This is a genomic window from Luteimonas sp. FCS-9, assembly GCF_001014645.1.
Taxonomy (GTDB): Bacteria; Pseudomonadota; Gammaproteobacteria; order Xanthomonadales; family Xanthomonadaceae; genus Luteimonas.
In genome coordinates this window covers 129637-147977 of the sequence record NZ_LASZ01000004.1, presented here as the reverse complement: position 1 = coordinate 147977, position 18341 = coordinate 129637, and the positions used below count along the sequence as shown (strand labels likewise).

Genomic DNA, 18341 nt, shown 5'->3' with positions numbered 1-18341 from the left:
CGCGCGACCGCGGGACCCCGATCCAATCGAGGAATTCGACCATGAACAAGACATCCATCAGCGTGGCCCTGGCCGCGATCGTGGCCGGCGCGTTCGGCGCGCAGGTCGCCGATGCCGCCCGCACGCCCGCCAGAATCGTGTCCCGCATCGATACGGCGACGCCGGCCGATGCCGCGTCCGACCGCATCGTCGTGCGCTACGCGCAGACGCGGCTCGCCAGCACCGACCGCGGCGGCAAGCTGCAGGTCGCGACGGCCGCGATCCGCCGCGCCGGGCTCGAGCGTCCGGCCGCCGCGGGGCGCGCGGCCAAGGCGCTGCCCGCGCTGCAGGTCGGCCACCTGCGCACGACCGCGGTCGGCTTCGACGTGCTGCGGCTCTCGCGTCCGCTGCCCGCCCGCGATCTCCAGGCGCTGGTGACCGAACTGGCCGCCGACCCGGCGGTGGCCTCGGTGCACGTGGAGCGGCGCATGCGTGCGACCGGCGTGGAGAAGCGCGCGGTCTCGCCGCAGTTCACGCCCAACGACGAGTTCTTCGCCAGCCACCAGTGGCACCTGCAGGGCTCGGCGGGGGCGATCAACGTCGCCAACGCCTGGGACCGCGCGACCGGTGCCGGCGTCGTGGTCGCGGTGCTCGACACCGGCATCCTGGCCGAGCATCCGGACTTCGCCGACAACATCCTGCCCGGCTACGATTTCATCACCGACCCGTTCGTGTCGCGGCGCGACACCGCCGACCGCGTGCCCGGCGCGCTCGACCGCGGCGACTGGAACCCGGAGGCGGGCGAGTGCTACAGCGGCTCGCCGGTGCTCGACAGCAGCTGGCACGGCACCCACGTGGCCGGCACGGTCGCCGAGGCGACCCACAACGGCATCGGTGGTGCCGGCGTCGCGCACGATGCGCAGGTGCTGCCGGTGCGCGTGCTCGGCCGCTGCGGCGGCTACCCGTCCGACATCGCCGGCGCGATCGTCTGGGCCTCGGGCGGCGCGGTCGAGGGCGTGCCGGCCAACGCGCATCCGGCCGAGGTCATCAACCTCAGCCTCGGTGGGCAGGGCGCCTGCGACGCGATGACCCAGGCGGCGATCGACGGCGCGGTCGCGCGCGGCAGCGTGGTCGTGGTCGCGGCCGGCAACTACAACGACAACGCGCAGGGCTACTCGCCGGCCAGCTGCAACAACGTGATCACGGTCGGCTCCAACCGCATCAACGGCGGGCGCGCGTACTACTCGAACTTCGGCGCGGTGGTCGACGTCGCCGGTCCCGGCGGCGGTGGCGAGTTCGATCCCGGCAACAACGGCTGGAACGGCTACGTGCTGCAGACCGGCTACGACGGCAAGACCACGCCGACCTCCGGGCAGTATCTCTACACCGGGCTGATGGGCACCTCGATGGCGTCCCCGCACGTGGCCGGCATCGCCGCGCTGGTGCAGAGCGCGCTCGTGGCCCAGGACCGCCCGCCGCTGACGCCCGCCGAGCTCGAGACGCTGCTCAAGCGCACCGCGCGCCCGTTCAACGTGCCGCCGCCGGCCAGCACGCCGATCGGCGTGGGCATCGTCGATGCGACCCGCGCGCTCGACAAGGCGCTCGAGACGCCCTGCGATCCCGCCACCGAGACCTGCGAGGTCGGCACGCAGCTGTTCAACGGCGTCGACGTGACCGGCCAGGCTTCCAACGGCGAGGGCGCGCTGTTCCGCTTCGAGGCCCAGGCCGGCCGCACGCTGACGTTGATGACGCTGGCCGGCCGCGGCGACGTCACGCTGCACGCGCGCTACGGCGCCCCGCCGACGGCGACCGACTACGAGTTCCGCTCGGCGCGCGCGGGCAGCAACATCGAGACCATCCGCATCACCGCGCCCAAGGCCGGCACGTACTACCTGCAGCTGAGCGGCAGCTACACCGGGCTGACCGTCGTCGCCCGCCAGTAGGCCCCGGCCAGCACGCCCGGCGGCGTTCCTGCGTCGCCGGGCGTTGCATGCATGGGACGCTGGCGTCGCGGCGGGGGCATCGCCAACACCCATGCGCTCACGTATCGTCGCGGTTCGACGTTTCGGGCAGGCCGCAATGAACGCAGTGGCGTGGTGGTTCAGGATTCCGTTCTGGCAGCGCGTGCTCGGCGCCTTCGTGCTCGGCGCGCTGGCCGGCTGGCTGCTCGGGCCGGCGGCCGGCACCTGGCTGCAGCCGCTGGGCACGCTGTACGTCAACCTGATCCGCATGATCGCGGTGCCGCTGGTGTTCTTCGCGGTCATCAACGCGGTCGCGGCCCTGCACGGCCAGCAGTCGATCGCGGCGCTGGGCGGGCGCACGTTCGGCTGGTTCGCCGCGACCGCGGTGCTCGCGGTGGGCATCGGCTTCGCGGTCGCCTACACCTTCAATCCCGGGCTGGGCGTGGAGCCGGGTTCGCTGACCGCCGCCGCCGACTACACCCCGCGCGAGGTGCCGACCCCGGTCGAGGTGCTGCTGGGCGTGGTGCCGACCAATCCGTTCGCGGCGCTGTCGGAAGGGCGGATCCTGCAGGTCATCTTCTTCGCCGGCCTGCTCGGCTTTGCGATGGTGAAGCTGGGCGAGCGCGTGGCCGCGCTGCGCACGCTGGTCGGGCAGGCGTCCGACGCGATGATCCAGGTCACGCGTTTCGTGCTCGAGATGACCCCGATCGGCACCTTCGGCCTGATCGCAGCGCTGGTCGGCACCTACGGCTTCGAGAAGCTGCTGCCGCTGGGCAGCTTCGTGATCGCGCTGTACGTCGCGTGCGCGGCGCACATTCTCATCGTCTACAGCGGCCTGCTGCTGGCGCACGGGCTCAACCCGCTGAAGTTCTTCCGCGGCGCCGCGCCGGGCATGCAGGTCGCGTTCGTCAGCTCGTCGAGCCTGGCCTCGATGCCGGTCGCGCTGCGCGCGGTCACGCACAACCTGGGGGTCAACCGCGACTACGCGGCGTTCGCGGTGCCGCTGGGCGCGACGATCAAGATGGACGGCTGCGGCGCGATCTATCCGACGCTGGCCTCGGTGTTCATCGCCCAGTACTTCGGCATCGAGTTGAGCTTCGCGCAGGTCGCAGCGATCCTGCTGGCCTCGGTGCTCGGCAGCTTCGGTACCGCTGGCGTGCCGGGCACGGCGGTGGTCATGGCGACGGTGGTGCTGTCGGCGGCCGGCCTGCCGCTCGAAGGCCTGGGCCTGCTGCTGGCGATCGACCGCATCCTGGACATGATGCGCACGATGACCAACGTCACCGGCCAGATGCTGGTGCCGGTGCTGGTCGCGCGCGAGACCGGCCTGCTGGACCGCGAGGTCTTCGAGGCGGCGAGCAGCAACGTCGGGCTCGACGACGCGGGCGCCGGCGAGCCGCGGTGACGCGGGCCGCGGCGCCCGGTGGCGCCGCGCTCAGCGATGCAGGAAGCGGTTGAGCGGCGCGTTCGGGCGCGGCTCGAACATCGGCACGACCTGGCCCTGCAGCGGCGTGCCGGCCGCGTTCCAGACCGCGGTCTTGTCGGGGAAGTCCTCGCTGCGGGTGATCGTGTCGACGACCTGCACGAGTGCCTTCGCCGAGGCCGGCACATCGGGATTCCACGTGAAGACGCCGTAGCGCGGGTAGAACGCGACCGCCGCGCCCTCCAAGCGCCGGTCGGGGCACAGCACCGCGCCGTGCTCGGCCAGCACCCGCAGCGCGCCGACCGGCACCGCGCGCACGGTGGGGCTGGTGCGTTCGTTCGCGTGCCCGGGACAGACGTCAGCGGCGGCGGCGATCGCGCGTTCGGCGACCTCGCGGTCGCTCCGGGCGTGTGCGGCGGTGGCGGCGAGCAGCAGCGGCAGCACGAGGGCGGGGCGCATGGCGGATTCTGTCGGGACGGGGCCGCGATCATCGCGCGCCGTCGGACCGCAAGTGTTAGCCGCGCGTTCACGCCGGCGCATGACCCGTGGCACGGCGGGGCGCCCGCGAAGCGGCCTATAGTCGGGCTTCGTGCCCCGGGAGCGGGGCGGCCAAGGGGATCGACATGAGACGACTCGCAGGACTGGTGGGCGGCGCATGCATGCTGCTCGCGATGCTGGCCGCGCCGGCGGCCGCGCAGCAGACCGACTGGCAGCTGCCGATCGAGACCCGGCGCCTGGACAACGGACTGACCGTCGTGGTGTCGCAGGACCGCAGCTCGCCGACCGTCGGCGTCAGCGTGGTCTACCACGTGGGCATGCGGCTCGAGCCCGAGGACCGCACGGGATTCGCGCACCTGTTCGAGCACCTGATGTTCCAGGGCACGCCGACCGCGCCCAAGGGCGTGTTCGACCGCGTGATCCAGGGCGGCGGCGGCCGGCTCAACGGCTCGACGCGGCCCGACTACACCAACTACATCGAGACCGCGCCGGTGTCCGCGCTCGCACCGATCCTGTGGCTGGAAGCGGACCGGATGAAGACGCTCGACTTCTCGCCGCAGAACCTGAAGAACCAGCAGGACGTGGTCAAGGAGGAGATCCGCGTCAACGTGCAGAACCAGCCCTACGGGCTGTTCTTCGTGTTCGACATCAACCGCCTAGCGTTCGACAAGTGGGCCAACGCGCACGACGGCTACGGCAGCTTCGAGGATCTGGAGGGGGCGACACTGGCCGACGTCGAGGCTTTCCATCGCGACTACTACGGGCCTAACAACGCGGTGATCGGCATCGTCGGCGACATCGCGCCCGACGAGGCGTTCGCGATGGTCGAAGCGTATTTCGGCGACATCCCGGCCCGGCCCACGCCCGCGCGACCCGACGTCTCCGAACCGCTGAACACCGAAGGCCGGCGCGAGGCGCAGGCCGATGCGCTGGCGCAGGTGCCGGCGCTCGCAGTGGGCTGGAAGATGCCGCCCCGCGGCCATGCCGACCACGCGCCGATGGCGGTGCTGGCGCAACTGCTCGCCGGCGGCGACGCCTCGCGCCTGTACCAGGGGCTGGTGAAGGGCCGCGAGCAGCTGCTCAACATCGACGGCGGGCTCGGCTGGCCGCTGGGCCACGCCTGGGACTACGACGGCCCGACGCTGATGACGCTGTTCGCGCTCTACAAGCCCGACGTCGCGCCCGACGCGGTGCTCGGCGCGATCGACGAGGAGATCGCGCGCATCGTCGCCGAGGGCGTGCCGGCGCAGACGCTGGCCGCGGCCAAGACCAAGCTGCTGGCCGACTACGTCGATGGTCTCGAGCCGTTCATCTCGCGCGCCGACGAGCTGGCCAAGGCGCAGCTGCTGTGGGGCGATGCGAAGACCCTCAACGCGGTGCCGGGCTGGGTGCGGGCGGTGACCGTGGCCGACGTGCAGCGCGTCGCGAGGACCTACCTGACCGACGGCAACCGCACCGTCATCGATCGCGTACCGGCCGCCCTGGCGCCCGCGCGCGGCATTGCCCCGCCGGCCGCGCCGGCCCCCGTCGCCCCCGCGCAGGACTGAGGAGACCGCCATGGACATCCCGAACTTCGCACGCGCGCTGCGCCCGTTGACCCTGGCGCTGGGCGCCTGCCTGATCGCCGCCGCCGCGCACGCGCAGTCGCCGGCCGCGCCCGGCGCGCCGCCGGCCGAGGCGCCGCCGACCACATTGCCCGCCGGCCTGCCGGCGTACGGCGCCGACCGGCCGCTGCCCGAACTGGGCCTGGTCGAGCATCGGCTCGACAACGGCCTGACGGTCTGGATCGTGCCGCGCAAGGGCGGCCTGCCGAAGGTCGACTACGTGCTCGCGGTTCGCGGCGGGCTGGCGAGCGACCCGGCCGCACTGCCGGGCATGTCGAACCTGCTCGCCGGCCTGCTGCAGGAGGGCACCGCGACGCGGACCTCGGTGCGGATCGCCGAGGAACTCGAACGCCTGGGCGCGTCCATCTCGGCCAGCGCGAGCAGCGACGGACTCGTCGTCGCCGCGTCCGGCCTGTCGTCGTCGGCGCAGCCGCTGGCGGCGCTGTTCGCCGACGTGGTGCGCAACCCGGCCTTCCCCGACAGCGAAGTGCAGCTGGCGAAGACCAACGCCCTGCAGGGCCTCAAGGCGATACAGGCCCAGCCGGCCTACCAGGCCAACCGCGCGATGGGGCGCGTGCTGTTCGGCGACCACCCCTACGGCAACACGCTGCCGACCGAGGCCGGCATCGCCGGCACCGACGTCGCGGGGCTGCAGGCCGCGCACGCCGCACGCTTCCGGCCCGACCGGGCGCTGCTGGTGATCGCCGGCCCGCTGTCGGGCGACCATGCGCTGGCGCTCGCGCGCGACGCGTTCGGCGACTGGCGGGGCCGCGGCGACGCCGTCGCCGCGGTGCCCGCGCCCATGCCCGCCGACCGGCCGCAGTTCGTGCTTGTGCCGCGCGCCGGCAGCGTGCAGTCGGCGGTGCGGATCGGCCGGCCGGCGTTCGCAGCCGACGACGCGCGCGCGATTCCCGCCGCGCTCGCCAGCACCATCCTCGGCGGCGGCTTCGACAGCCGGCTGATGCGCAACCTGCGCGAGGACAAGGGCTACACCTACGGCGCGGGCAGCAGCTTCGGCCTGCGCGCGATGGGCGGCGCGTTCCAGGCCCAGGCCGACGTGCGCAACGAGGTTACCGGCGCGGCGATCGGCGAGTTCCTCGCCGAGTTCGAGCGGATGCGTGCGCGCCCCGTGCCCGAGGACGAACTGCAGCGCGCCAAGCGCTTCACCGCCGGCACCTACCTGTTCCAGAACCAGCTGCAGGGCGCGGTGGCCTCGGCGTTGGCCACGAACTGGCTGCTGGGGCGGCCCGCCGACTACCTCAGCCGCTACGTCGCGCAGGCCGACGCGGTGACCGCGGCGCAGGTGCAGGCGGTCGCGCGCGAGTTCTTCGATCCCGCGCGGCAGAGCATCGTGGTCGTCGGCGATGCGGCGGTCGCCGAACAGTTGGCGCCGTTCGGCGCGTTCCGGGCGGACGACAGGCCCTGAGGCACGGGGACGCCGGCCGTCGGCCGGCGCCCGTCAGCGACGCGGCGCGGCGCCGGCCAGGCGCCCGCCGCACCAGGCCAGCGGCAGCGCGCCGACGGCGTCGAGCAGCGTCATCCACAGCGGGTGGGGCAGCAGCCAGGCGTTGAGCAGCACGCTGGCCAGGATCAGCGCGCCGACCGTCAGCGCCATGCCCATCCGGCGGCGGCGCGCGATCCGCGCGGCCACCCAGCCGCCGCACAGCGCGGCGGCCAGCCAGCCCAGCGCGACCAGCACCAGCGTGCCGGTCGGCGCGACCGCGATCAGCTCGGCGGGCGCGGCATCGGCCGGCAGCGCGCCCGCCGGCAACGGGAACAGCCGCTTGCCGACGAACTCGAATCCCAGCGCCACGGTCGTGGCGGCCAGCATGCCGAGCATCACCGAGCACATCGTACGGATCACGTCGCCTCCCCAGGCGCTGGACGAGCCGCAGCATGGCCGCGCGTGCCGCGGCCCGCAAGCCGTTGCAGGCCGCGCGCGTGCGGAGCGGCCCGTGCGTGCGGGGTCAGCCGGCCGTCGGCGCGACCCGGGCGGCCGGCTCGAACGGAATCGTGTCGGGCGCGACCGCGCCGCCGGAGATGATGAAGCTCATCGCCTGGTCGACCGTCCAGTCGGTCGGCGTGACCTTCTCGAGCGGCACGATCTCCAGGTAGCCCGAGGTCGGGTTGGGCGTGGTCGGCACATAGACCGCCGCGAGTTCGCGCCCGGTGCCCTGTTCGCGGATCACCCGGGTGACGAAGCCGACCGACTTCATCTCCGCGTGCGGGAAGTCGATCAGCACCACGCGCTGGGTGCCGTCGGGCTTGGTCTGCAGGATGTCGAGCAGCTTGCGCGCGCTCGAATAGATGATGTTCGCCAGCGGAATGCGCCGGACCAGCGCCTCCAGCCACGCGAGCATGCGCTGGCCGACCACCCGGCGCGCGAGCCAGCCGACGGCCAGGATCAGCACGATCGTGGCCACCATCGCGACCGTCGCCTGCACCGAGGCGACGTTGACCCAGCCCAGCGCGGGGAACGCGGCCGACAGGCGCTGCGCCAGCGGCACCACCCATGGCGTGCTGATGTCCGACAGCAGCACGAACACGAACTTGACGACGATCCACGTCAGCCAGATCGGCAGCAGCGTCAGCAGGCCGGTGAGGAACAGACGCTGCAGACGTCCGCCCAGGGAGTGGGAGCTCATGGAAGACCGGGGGAGCGGGGGAGGAGGGGCATCATAGGCCCGCGCGGTCACGGCAGATGAACCAGCCGGAAGCCGACGTCGTCGTAGCCGCGTCGCGGATCCAGCGCGCGGCTGTCGAGGTCGTCGCGGCGGCTGCGCCCGGCGGCGACCCGGTCCTTGCAGGCGGCCGCGCAGTCGCTGCGCCATTCGGCCGGACCGTCGGCGGCGGTCGGCGCGGCCGCGCCCTGCGCGGTGGAGGCGACGACGATGCTGCGGCCCTCGCGTTCGCTGCGCCAGCGCGCGTAGTCGACCGCGTCGTGCCACGACACGCAGACCACCGGATCGCCGGGCGCCTGGTCGAAGCCCGGCGCCTCCCAGTCGCGCGGAGCGAGCGCGCGCAGCACCGAACCCCGCGCGCGGCACGGCGCGGACTTGCGTCCGGTCGCGGCGACGAAGGCCGCGTACTCGTTGCGGCTGACCGGCGCGCTGGAGATCGCGAACACCGCGTCGCCGCTGCGCACCACGCGCGCGCCGCCGGCGATCCGTGCGGCCAGCGCGTTGAGGTCGGGGATGGCCGACGCCCCGCGGCGCAGGCGCGCCTTCGTCGCGGCGTCGAGCCCGATCGCGTCGGCCCCGGCCAGGCTGGCGACCGCGTCGTCGCGATCCACCGCGGTCACCGCATCGGCGATGCGCGCCTCGATCGCGTCGGCGACCTTCGCGCGCACCGGTTGCAGCGCCGCGATCTCCGCGGGTGCGACGGCATGCGCGCGCGCGGCCTGCAGCAGGTCGGCGGCGGCGCCGTCGTCGCGGCGCGCGATCAGCGCGGCGGCGCGGGTCCCGACCGCGTCGAACACGCGCGCGGTCAGCGCCGGCAGCCGCAGGTGCTGGGCATCGGCGACGCGCGCGCGATCCAGCCGTTCGAGCGCGTTGTCGTCCGCCGGCGCGGCCAGCCGGCCGGCCTGCAGCAGGCGCTCGGCGGCGGCGAGATGGCGGTCGGCTTCCGAAACCGGCGCGGCGCGCGGCGCCTCGATCCCGGCGACCGGGGTGGCGTCCGGCGCAGCGGCCGGGCCGGCGTCGTCGGCGCCGGCGTCGGACGAGGCATCCTGCACGGGAGGCGGTGTCGCGGTCGCGACCGCCGCGGCCGGTGGCGCGTCGTCCGCCGGCGCGGGCGCGGCCTCGCGCCGGTCCAGCCAGCGCCACGTGCCGAGGCCGGCCAGCACCACCACCGGCACCGCCAGCCACGGCAGCAGGCGCCGGCCGCCGCGGCCGATCCGGCGGATGCTGCCGGTGATCCGGGGCTCGCCGTCGCGCTGCGGCACCTGCGCGAGCGCATCGAGCATCTGCGCGGCGTCGGAGAACCTGCGCTTGGGCGATTTCGCCAGCGCCTGGTCGATGAACCGCTGCCAGTGCCGCAAGGCCGGCGGCAATCGCGGCACCGGGTTCTGCACGTGCGCCAGCGCCATCGACAGTGCGTCCTCGCCCTCGAACGGCAGCGCGCCGGTCAGCATTTCCCAGGCCAGTACGCCGACGCTGTAGAGGTCGGCGCGGAAGTCCACCTGCTGGCCGCGCGCCTGCTCGGGCGCCATGTACGCGGTGCTGCCGACCGCGAGGCCGACCATCGTCATCCGGGTGCCGTAGCCGCGCCGCAGTGCGATGCCGAAGTCGGCCAGCAGCGGACGGTCGGCCTCGTCGAACAGCACGTTCTCGGCCTTGACGTCGCGGTGGATCACGCCGCGCGCGTGCGCGTAGGCCAGTGCGGACAGCAGCGCGTGCAGCACCGCGCGCACGCGCGCCTGGTCGCCGCGCAGGTCGCGCTGGCCCAGGTGGCCGTGCGGCAGGTGGGGCATCGCATACCACGGCAGGCCGTCGTCGGTGCGGCCGACGTCGTGGATGCCGACGATGTGCGGGTGCTCGAGCCGGGCGATCGTCCGGGTCTCGTTCTCGAACCGGCGCCGGCTGACCTCGTCGGCCAGCGCCTCGGGGCGCATGACCTTGATCGCGACGTCGCGGCCCAGCGACAGCTGCGTGCCGAGATACACCGTCGCCATGCCCCCGTGGCCGATGACGCGCACGATCCGGTAGCCCGCGATCCGCGGCGGCGCGGGCGACTCGTATCCGATCGTGGTCTGCGACATGCACCTTCCCCGTGGCCGCACAGCATACCGACTGGCCCGTGCGTGTGCGGTGCGGAATCGCGCGCAGCTGCCGGCGCGGCGATGGCGCGGTCGCGCTTGTGGCGCATGTCGATCTGCTTGCGCACTCGCGAGACCGGCCCGCTGGCGGCATCGACGACGTCGATCGAGAACCAGCGCAGCTGCGTGTCGCCGCCTCGAGATCGAACGTTGCGTGCATGATGCCCGGGAAGCACGAACTCGTTCCCTTGGCCGTGTCCCGGACCACCTGGTCCCGGCCGGATGGTGTCCGGTTGCTGGACGTCTCCCCGCACCGCCCCCAGACGGCGGGCAGGCGCCCGCCCCGGCGACGGTCAGAACAGCAGCGAGGCCATCTTCCTGCGATAGCGGCCGACGAGTTCGGCGTCGTCGACGATGCGGAACGCGTCGATCAGCGCCTGGCGCGGCAGCCCCTCGTCGAAGCCGCGATCGCGGCGCAGCATCTCGATGAACTGCGCCAGGCCCGCCTCGGCGTCGCCGGCCACGACCTGGCGCACGCCCAGCAGGTGCCGCGCGCGCAGGTCCGCGGGATCGGCGTCGATCGCCGCCTGCAGCGCCTCGGCCGGCGGCGCGTCGGCGAGCAGCGCGGCGAACCCCAGCCGCGCGCGCGCCTTGACCGCGCGGTCGTCGGTGGCCAGGTTGGCCGGCAGCCCGTCGAGCAGGCCCTCGGCCTCCTGCGCGGCGCCGGTCTGCAGCAGCGCCAGCGCCAGGTCGAGCCGCAACTCGGCCTTGTCGGGCTCGGCGGCGACGGCTTCGCGCAGCTGCGCGACCTCGGCCTGCGGGTCGAGCGGCGCGGCGTCGGCGGGCGCGGCGTCGCCGCCCTCGGCCGGCACGATGCCGTGCCGCTGCAGGAATTCGCGCAGCTGCCCTTCCGGCAGCGCGCCCGGGAAGCCGTCGACCGGCTGGCCGCCGGCGATCAGGAACACCGTCGGCACCGAGCGGATCTGGAACGCCGCGGCGATCTGCGATTCCTTGTCGACATCGACCTTGGCCAGCACGAACGCGCCGTTGTACTCGGCGGCGAGCTTCTCCAGCACCGGGCCCAGGGTCTTGCACGGCCCGCACCACTCGGCCCAGAAATCGACCAGAACCGGCACCTCGAGCGAGGCCTGCAGCACCGCGGACTCGAAGGTCTCGGTGGTGACGTCGACGACATGGGGCGAGCGTTCGGGGGCGGGGGACTGGCCGTTGAGGAGCATGCGGAATTCCGGTTGCGGTCGGGGAGCCGCCGGGGCGGCCCGACTAGAGGTGGCGGCGGTTGCGCAGGATACAACCGGGGACGAACGTTTCCCGCGGCGCGGCGGCGATACGTCGCCGTGCGCGGCCGCGCCTATCATGCGGCCCCGGACATGATGGAGCGGCGCGATGGCGGGAACGACGCGGGGGTGGACGACGGCGCTGGTGGCCGCCGCGCACGCCATGACGTGGCTGGCGATGTTCGGCTTCGCCCGCGCCGCGGCGCTGCCCCAAGGACTGCCGCTGGCGCTGCCCGGCGCGACCGGCCTGGCGCACGCGCCCGCGTTCAACCTGCTCGCATTCGGCGCGCCCGGCCTGGCGGTCGCGGCCGTCGCCTGGCGCGCGCGCGCGTGGGCGCCCGGCGCGGGCCTGGTCGCCGGCGTCGCGCTGCGCCTGTGGCTGCTGGCTGCGCTGCTGTTCGCGCTGCAGGGCGCGCTGCCGTTGGATGCCGGCGAACTCGACGGCGGCGGCAGCCGCGCACACGCGACCGCCTGGCTGCTGTGGGCGCTGGCGTTCGGCGCCGGCGCGGCGCTGGCCGCGGTCGCGCTGCCGCGGGTCCGGATCGCTTCGCTGCTGGCCGTGGCCGCGGTCGCGACGGCGCTGGCGTTGCCGGCGATCGCCGCGTCGGGCGCGGCCGACCGCGTGCTGCTGCTCGCCTGGTGCGGCTGGACAGGCTGGTTGGCGTGGCGCCTCCCGCCAGCGCGCCGAGGGCGGGAACACCCGTAGGAGCGCGCTTGCGCGCGATGCGGCTCCGCCGATGCGCGCATCGCGCGCCGGCTTCAGTCCTGCATGGCGCCTGTCGCGTCCGGCGCGCGATACACGCGACCGGCCTTCATGACGAAGTCCACGCCCATCACCGCATCGATGTCGGCGACCGGGTCGCCCGGCATCGCGATGATGTCGGCGCGGCGGCCGGGCTCGACGACGCCCTGGTCGTCGACGCCGAGCACGGTCGCGGCGTGCAGCGTGGCCGACTGCAGCGCGTACGCCGCCGGGATGCCGGCCTCGACCATGTAGACGAACTCGCGCGCGTTGTCGCCGTGCGGGCCCACGCCCTGGTCGGTGCCGAACGCGATCGGCACGCCGGCGCGGTAAGCGCGCGCCGCGGTGTCCTGGATCTGCGCGCCGATCGTCGCCGCCTTCGGGCGCACGACCTCGGGGAAGTAGCCCGGTTCCCGCGCCTTGTCGGCGACGAAGCGCCCGGCGTAGATCGTCGGCACGTACCAGGTGCCGCGCTGCTTCATCAGCCGCATGACCTCGTCGTCCATGTGCGTGCCGTGCTCGATGCTGGTCACGCCGGCCAGCACCGCGCGCTTCATGCCCTCGGTGCCGTGGGCGTGCGCGGCGACGCGGTAGCCGTAGTCCTTGGCGGTGTCGACCACCGCCTGGATCTCGTCGACGGTGAACTGCGGCGCGTCGCCGGACTTCGCGTAGCTGAGCACGCCGCCGGTCGCGGTGATCTTGATGACGTCGCTGCCGTCCTTGTAGCGCTGGCGCACGGCCTGGCGCGCGTCGTCGATCGAGTTGATCACGCCTTCGGTCGGTCCGGGCGGGCCGAGCAGGTGCGAGAGCATCGAGTTGTAGCCGTTGCTGGGATCGGCGTGGCCGCCGGTGGTGGCGATCGACTTGCCGGCCGCGAAGATCCGCGGGCCGCGCACCAGGCCCTGCTCGATCGCGTCGCGCAGGTGCGGGGCGACCTCGCCGCCGAGGTCGCGCACCGAGGTGAAGCCGGCCAGCAGGGTCTTCTCCGCATAGCCCACCGAGCGGTAGGCGAAATCGACCGGGTCGAGCCGGAAGCCTTCCGAGTAGCTCTGCGGACCGGACTGCGAGCCCAGGTGCACGTGCAGGTCGGTCCAACCGGGCATGCAGGTGCGGCCGTCGAGCGCGATCGTGCGCGCCTCGCCCGAAGGCGCGGTGCGCCCCGCCGTCACCGATTCGATCCGGCCGTCGGCGACCACGATCGTGTGCGCGCCGAGCACGCGGCCGCTGCGCGCGTCGAACAGGCGTTCGCACTGCAGTGCGGTCCGGTCGGCGGCGTTCGCGGACGGGGCGAGCAGGGCGGCGGCGAGCAGCGAGGCGGACAGGACGCGGACACGGCGGCGCATGCGAATCTCCGGGCGGAAGCGGTTCCGGATTGTAGCCACAGGGATGGATGCCGATCGGATGTCGAATCAGCACCCTTCCCGTTAGGAGCGCGCTCGCGCGCGATGGGCTTTCGTGGGCAACCCCATCGCGCGCGGGCGCGCGCCTGCGGAGAAACGCGTGCTTCTGGATTCAGGCGGTCTGCGAGGCGTGCAGCACGCGGTTGCGGCCCTCGGCCTTGGCCCGGTAGAGCGTGGCGTCGGCGATCTGCAGCAGCAGTTCGGGCGTGGTGCCGTTGGCGGGGAAGGTCGCGATGCCGATCGACAGCGTGACCGGGCCGAGCGTCTGGCCCATGTGCTGCACGCTGGAGATCTCGATCGCCTTGCGGATCTGCTCGGCACGAATGCGCGCGCTGTCCGCGTCCAGCTCGGGCGTAACCACGGTGAACTCCTCGCCGCCGTAGCGGCAGGCGATGTCCTCGGTGCGCACGCCGGCCTGGATCAGGCGGCCGACCTGGCTGAGCACGGCGTCGCCGGCGGCATGGCCGTGGGTGTCGTTGAAGCGCTTGAAGTGGTCGACGTCGAGCATCATCACCGACAGCGGCAGGTTGCGGCGCTCGCAGCGCTGGAGCTCGCGCGCCAGGCTGACCTCCAGGTAGCGGCGATTGAACAGCGAGGTCAGCGGATCGCGCAGCGACTGCGTGCGCAGCGTCTCGCGCAGCTGCAGGTTGGCCAGCGCGGGCGCCATCTGCTCCGACAGCGAGGCGAGGATCGCGGCATCGTTGTCGCCGACCGAGGTGTTGCTGGGCGCGCTGACATGCAGCATGCCCAGCGACTGGCCCTGGGCGATCAGCGGGATGCACAGCGTCGACATGCCGTCGAGGGGGGCGTCCCCGTCGATGTGCGCGCAACGCAGGCCGCCGCTGCGGCCGCGCAGGTGGTGCGGCTGGCCACGGCGCAGCGCCCAGCAGTCGTCCTGGGTGACCGTGTCGTCGTGGCTGATCGGGTGGTCGCCGAAGGTGCCCGCGCTCTCGAGGAAGTTCTGCGACGGACGCGCCAGGTAGCAGCGGCCGCTCGCGCCGGGCACCAGCTCGACGACTGCGCGCGTGGTCAGCGCCACGATCTCCTCGCGGGTCTGGCAGCTCTGCAGCATGCCGGCGTACTTGCTCTGGGCGTGCCGCTGCTCCGACAGCGCGTGCAGGTCGTGCAGCGCGTTGCGCGCGTCGAGTTCGAGCCGTCGGCTGCGGCGGTTCTCGCGCCACAGGCCCCACAGCATGAAGACCAGCAGGCCCAGCGCGACGACGAAGGCCAGCACGATGAACACCACCAGCAGCGTCGCCCGGTGCTGGCTGGTGACCTGGCGCTCGCCGAGCAGCCGCGTCTCCTCGTCCATCATCTCCCGGCGCAGCACCGACATCGACGCCGCCCGGCGCACGTTGTCGCTGATCCGCCGCTGGCGCTCGTCCTCGGGCAGTGCGGCCATCTGCACCGGGTCGAGCAGGATCTCCATCGTGCTCAGGTGCCGCTGCACGTCCGCGTCGAACGTCCGCGCGAGCGCCTGCTGGGACGGGTTGTCGGCGGTCAGCTCGATCAGCCGCCGGCTGTGCTGGCCGGCGCGGGCCACCGCATCGCCGTACTCGGGACGGAAGCTCTCGCGCCCGGTCAGCCGGTAGCCCCGCGCCTTCGACTCGGCCTCGTGCAGCGCGGCCTCCGAGGACACCAGCAGGTTGATCACCAGATAGCTGTGCTCGAGCAACCGGTTCGCCCGTTCCAGGCCGCGCACCCCGACGATCGCCGCGGTCGCCGCGCCCAGGAGCAGCACGAACGCCAGCAGGACCGCCGGCAGGCGCAGGTGTCTGGCATGGGATGATGTCTTAGACATCAGGGGAGTCTAGCAGGCGGCGCCCGGCAGATCCCGCCGCGCCGCGGCGCCCGCATGGCGGACGCGGGGGCGCTGGGGTAGGCTTGCCGGCTGTCCTCCGCAGCCAGAAGCATCCGTGTCCAGCGATCCCGCCGCCCCGTCGTCCAACGCCTACCAGCCCACCCGCGTCGAGGCCGACGCCCAGCGTTTCTGGACCGGCACCGGGGCCTTCGAGGTCGTCGAGCGCAGCGACCGGCCCAAGTACTACTGCCTGTCGATGCTGCCGTACCCGTCCGGCGCGTTGCACATGGGCCACGTGCGCAACTACACGCTCAGCGACGTCATCAGCCGCTACCAGCGCATGACCGGCAGGAACGTGCTGCAGCCGATGGGCTGGGACGCGTTCGGCCTGCCGGCCGAGAACGCCGCGATCAAGAACGCGACCGCGCCGGCGAAGTGGACCTACGCCAACATCGACCACATGCGCGGCCAGCTGCAGGCGCTGGGCTACGCGATCGACTGGAGCCGCGAGTTCGCCACCTGCAGCCCGGACTACTACGTCCACGAGCAGCGCATGTTCGTGCGGCTGATGAAGAAGGGGCTGGCCTACCGCCGCAACGCGGTCGTCAACTGGGATCCGGTCGACCAGACCGTGCTCGCCAACGAGCAGGTCATCGACGGCCGCGGCTGGCGTTCGGGCGCGGTCGTGGAGAAGCGCGAGATCCCGCAGTGGTTCCTGAAGATCACCGATTACGCGCAGGAACTGCTCGACGGCCTGGACACGCTCGATGGCTGGCCGGACTCGGTCAAGACCATGCAGCGCAACTGGATCGGCCGCAGCGAGGGCCTGGAGATCGCGTTCGCGGTCGATGGCGAGCCGACCCCGCTGACCGTCTACACCACGCGCCCGGACACGCTGATGGGCGTGACCTTCATCAGCATCGCCGGCGAGCATCCGCTGGCGCTCAAGGCCGCGCAGGACAATCCCGAGCTGGCCGCGTTCCTCGCCGACCTGCGCCAGGGCGGCGTGTCGGAAGCCGAGCTCGAGGCCCAGGACAAGCGCGGCATGGCGACCGGCCTGTGGGCGATCCATCCGGTCACCGGCGAGGACGTGCCGATCTACGTCGCCAACTTCGTGCTGATGGGCTACGGCACCGGCGCGGTGATGGCGGTGCCGGCGCACGACCAGCGCGACTGGGAGTTCGCCAAGGCCTACGGCCTGCCGGTACGGCCGGTGGTCGTGCCGCTGGCGGTGCGCGACGCGCTGCGCGAGGTGATCGGCGACGTCGCCCACGACGCCGACCCGTTCCAGGCCGCGCTCGCCGGCGGCTCGGTCGATGCCTACGACACGTCCGCCGCGGTCGCGGTGGTGCGCGACTACCTCGACGCGATCGAGCAGCAGGGCGCCTACACCGAGCGCGGCGTGCTGATCAATTCGGGCGAGTACGACGGCCTGGACTTCGACGGCGCGTTCGACGCGCTGGCCGCGCGCCTGGAGGCGCAGGGGCAGGGCGCGCGCAAGGTCAACTTCCGGCTGCGCGACTGGGGCGTGAGCCGCCAGCGCTACTGGGGCTGCCCGATCCCGGTGATCTACTGCGATGCCTGTGGCGCAGTGCCGGTGCCCGAGGACCAGCTGCCGGTGCTGCTGCCCGAGGATGTCGAGGACGCGTTCTCCACGCCCGGCGTCGTGCTCTCGCCGATCAAGGCCGACCCCGCGTGGCGCAGGACCACGTGTCCGAACTGCGGTGGCGCGGCCGAGCGCGAGACCGACACCTTCGATACCTTCATGGAGTCGAGCTGGTACACCGCGCGCTATACCTCGCCCGGCGCGCCGGACATGGTCGACGCGCGCGCCGACCACTGGATGCCGGTCGACCAGTACATCGGCGGCATCGAGCACGCGATCCTGCATCTGCTGTACTTCCGTTTCTATCACCGCCTGATGCGCGACGAGGGCCTGGTGCGCGGCGACGAGCCGGTGCGCAACCTGCTGACCCAGGGCATGGTGATCGCCGAGACCTTCTACCGGGAGCTCGACAACGGCGGCAAGGACTGGATCAATCCCGCCGACGTCGAGGTCGCCCGCGACGACAAAGGCCGGATCGTCGGCGCGGTCTCGCGGCTCGACGGCCAGCCGGTGCGGATCGGCGGCGTCGAGAAAATGTCCAAGTCCAAGAACAACGGCGTCGACCCGCAGTCGATGATCGCCCGCTTCGGCGCCGACACCGTGCGCCTGTTCTCGATGTTCGCCGCACCGCCCGAGCAGTCCCTGGAGTGGAACGAGGCCGGCGTCGAGGGCATGGCGCGCTTCCTGCGCCGGCTGTGGACGCAGGTCCAGCGCCACGTCGAGGCCGGCCCGGCCGGGACGTTCGACCCCGCGGCCGCCACCGCGGCGCAGCGGACGCTGCGCCGGCAGCTGCACGAGACGATCCAGAAGGTCGGCGACGACTACGGTCGCCGCCACAGCTTCAACACCGCGATCGCGGCGGTCATGGAGCTGCTCAACCACGTGCAGAAGTTCGACGCCGACGACGCCAACGCGCGCGCGCTGCGCCAGGAGGTCTTCTCGACGATCGTGCTGCTGCTCAATCCGATCACGCCGCACATCGCGCACGCGCTGTGGCAACTGCTGGGCCATGCCGAGACGCTGCTAGAGGACCAGCCGTTCCCGCGCGCCGACCCGGCCGCACTGGCCCGCGAGGCGCTGACGCTGGCGGTGCAGGTCAACGGCAAGCTGCGCGGCACGATCGAGGTCGCCGCAGACGCGGCCAAAGACGCGATCGAGGCCCAGGCGCTGGCCGAGCCCAACGTCGCGCGGTTCCTGGCGGAGATGACCGTGCGCAAGGTCATCGTCGTGCCCGGCAAGATCGTCAACATCGTCGCCGCCTGACCGTGCCGGCAAC

Annotated in this window: 13 protein-coding genes; 6 read left to right on the top strand and 7 right to left on the bottom strand. The window is 73.0% G+C overall.

What is annotated here, in order from left to right; genetic code table 11:
• Positions 1–41: 41 nt before the first annotated feature.
• Together WQ56_RS05400 and WQ56_RS05395 are read left to right on the top strand one after the other, a co-directional pair.
• Positions 42–1922, top strand: a complete 1881-nt coding sequence (locus WQ56_RS05400) for a S8 family peptidase (protein WP_047136067.1) — start codon at positions 42–44, stop codon at positions 1920–1922.
• A 136-nt stretch (positions 1923–2058) separates the two neighbouring features.
• A complete protein-coding gene (locus tag WQ56_RS05395) occupies positions 2059–3345 on the top strand; it encodes a dicarboxylate/amino acid:cation symporter (protein WP_047136066.1) in 1287 nt (428 codons plus the stop codon).
• A 30-nt stretch (positions 3346–3375) separates the two neighbouring features.
• Here WQ56_RS05395 and WQ56_RS05390 read toward each other — a convergent pair whose 3' ends face one another.
• Positions 3376–3807, bottom strand: a complete 432-nt coding sequence (locus WQ56_RS05390) for a hypothetical protein (RefSeq protein WP_052772869.1) — start codon at positions 3805–3807, stop codon at positions 3376–3378.
• A 179-nt stretch (positions 3808–3986) separates the two neighbouring features.
• Here WQ56_RS05390 and WQ56_RS05385 point away from each other — a divergent pair, with 179 nt between their 5' ends.
• Both WQ56_RS05385 and WQ56_RS05380 read left to right on the top strand, forming a co-directional pair.
• On the top strand, positions 3987–5408 hold the full coding sequence (locus WQ56_RS05385) for a pitrilysin family protein (protein ID WP_047136064.1): 1422 nt from the start codon (positions 3987–3989) through the stop codon (positions 5406–5408).
• Positions 5409–5418: 10 nt separating this feature from the next.
• Positions 5419–6891, top strand: coding sequence for a pitrilysin family protein (locus WQ56_RS05380; RefSeq protein WP_052772861.1), 1473 nt, complete (start codon positions 5419–5421; stop codon positions 6889–6891).
• A gap of 33 nt (positions 6892–6924) precedes the next feature.
• Here WQ56_RS05380 and WQ56_RS17635 read toward each other — a convergent pair whose 3' ends face one another.
• The 4 genes from WQ56_RS17635 to trxA form a co-directional block, all read right to left on the bottom strand.
• On the bottom strand, positions 6925–7329 hold the full coding sequence (locus tag WQ56_RS17635; RefSeq protein ID WP_156170365.1) for a hypothetical protein: 405 nt from the start codon (positions 7327–7329) through the stop codon (positions 6925–6927).
• 103 nt (positions 7330–7432) lie between these two features.
• Positions 7433–8110 (bottom strand): DUF502 domain-containing protein, encoded by a 678-nt coding sequence (locus WQ56_RS05370; RefSeq protein WP_047136063.1) that lies wholly within the window; start codon positions 8108–8110, stop codon positions 7433–7435.
• A gap of 47 nt (positions 8111–8157) precedes the next feature.
• Complete coding sequence (locus WQ56_RS17630; RefSeq protein WP_052772859.1) at positions 8158–10224, bottom strand: bifunctional serine/threonine-protein kinase/formylglycine-generating enzyme family protein; 2067 nt, start codon at positions 10222–10224, stop codon at positions 8158–8160.
• Between the two features lie 350 nt (positions 10225–10574).
• The gene (trxA, locus tag WQ56_RS05360; RefSeq protein WP_047136062.1) at positions 10575–11459 is read right to left on the bottom strand and encodes a thioredoxin; all 885 of its coding nucleotides are present in this window, start codon (positions 11457–11459) and stop codon (positions 10575–10577) included.
• 166 nt (positions 11460–11625) lie between these two features.
• Here trxA and WQ56_RS05355 point away from each other — a divergent pair, with 166 nt between their 5' ends.
• Positions 11626–12222, top strand: a complete 597-nt coding sequence (locus WQ56_RS05355; protein WP_052772858.1) for a hypothetical protein — start codon at positions 11626–11628, stop codon at positions 12220–12222.
• A gap of 53 nt (positions 12223–12275) precedes the next feature.
• On the opposite strand, the gene WQ56_RS05350 is transcribed toward WQ56_RS05355, so the two are convergent.
• Both WQ56_RS05350 and WQ56_RS05345 read right to left on the bottom strand, forming a co-directional pair.
• A complete protein-coding gene (locus tag WQ56_RS05350; RefSeq protein WP_047136061.1) occupies positions 12276–13601 on the bottom strand; it encodes an amidohydrolase family protein in 1326 nt (441 codons plus the stop codon).
• A 169-nt stretch (positions 13602–13770) separates the two neighbouring features.
• A complete protein-coding gene (locus tag WQ56_RS05345) occupies positions 13771–15459 on the bottom strand; it encodes a diguanylate cyclase (RefSeq protein ID WP_052772857.1) in 1689 nt (562 codons plus the stop codon).
• A 115-nt stretch (positions 15460–15574) separates the two neighbouring features.
• On the opposite strand from WQ56_RS05345, the gene leuS reads away from it, so the two are divergent.
• A complete protein-coding gene (gene leuS, locus WQ56_RS05340; RefSeq protein ID WP_047136060.1) occupies positions 15575–18328 on the top strand; it encodes a leucine--tRNA ligase in 2754 nt (917 codons plus the stop codon).
• Positions 18329–18341: the final 13 nt, after the last annotated feature.

Excerpts from the sequence above, each read along its gene's own strand:
- WQ56_RS05400 (WP_047136067.1), top strand. The coding sequence starts at position 42 with ATGAACAAGACATCCATCAGCGTGGCCCTGGCCGCGATCGTGGCCGGC.
- WQ56_RS05395 (WP_047136066.1), top strand. The coding sequence starts at position 2,059 with ATGAACGCAGTGGCGTGGTGGTTCAGGATTCCGTTCTGGCAGCGCGTG.
- WQ56_RS05385 (WP_047136064.1), top strand. The coding sequence starts at position 3,987 with ATGAGACGACTCGCAGGACTGGTGGGCGGCGCATGCATGCTGCTCGCG.
- WQ56_RS05380 (WP_052772861.1), top strand. The coding sequence starts at position 5,419 with ATGGACATCCCGAACTTCGCACGCGCGCTGCGCCCGTTGACCCTGGCG.
- WQ56_RS05370 (WP_047136063.1), bottom strand. The coding sequence starts at position 8,110 with ATGAGCTCCCACTCCCTGGGCGGACGTCTGCAGCGTCTGTTCCTCACC.
- WQ56_RS17630 (WP_052772859.1), bottom strand. The coding sequence starts at position 10,224 with ATGTCGCAGACCACGATCGGATACGAGTCGCCCGCGCCGCCGCGGATC.
- trxA (WP_047136062.1), bottom strand. The coding sequence starts at position 11,459 with ATGCTCCTCAACGGCCAGTCCCCCGCCCCCGAACGCTCGCCCCATGTC.
- WQ56_RS05355 (WP_052772858.1), top strand. The coding sequence starts at position 11,626 with ATGGCGGGAACGACGCGGGGGTGGACGACGGCGCTGGTGGCCGCCGCG.
- WQ56_RS05350 (WP_047136061.1), bottom strand. The coding sequence starts at position 13,601 with ATGCGCCGCCGTGTCCGCGTCCTGTCCGCCTCGCTGCTCGCCGCCGCC.
- WQ56_RS05345 (WP_052772857.1), bottom strand. The coding sequence starts at position 15,459 with ATGTCTAAGACATCATCCCATGCCAGACACCTGCGCCTGCCGGCGGTC.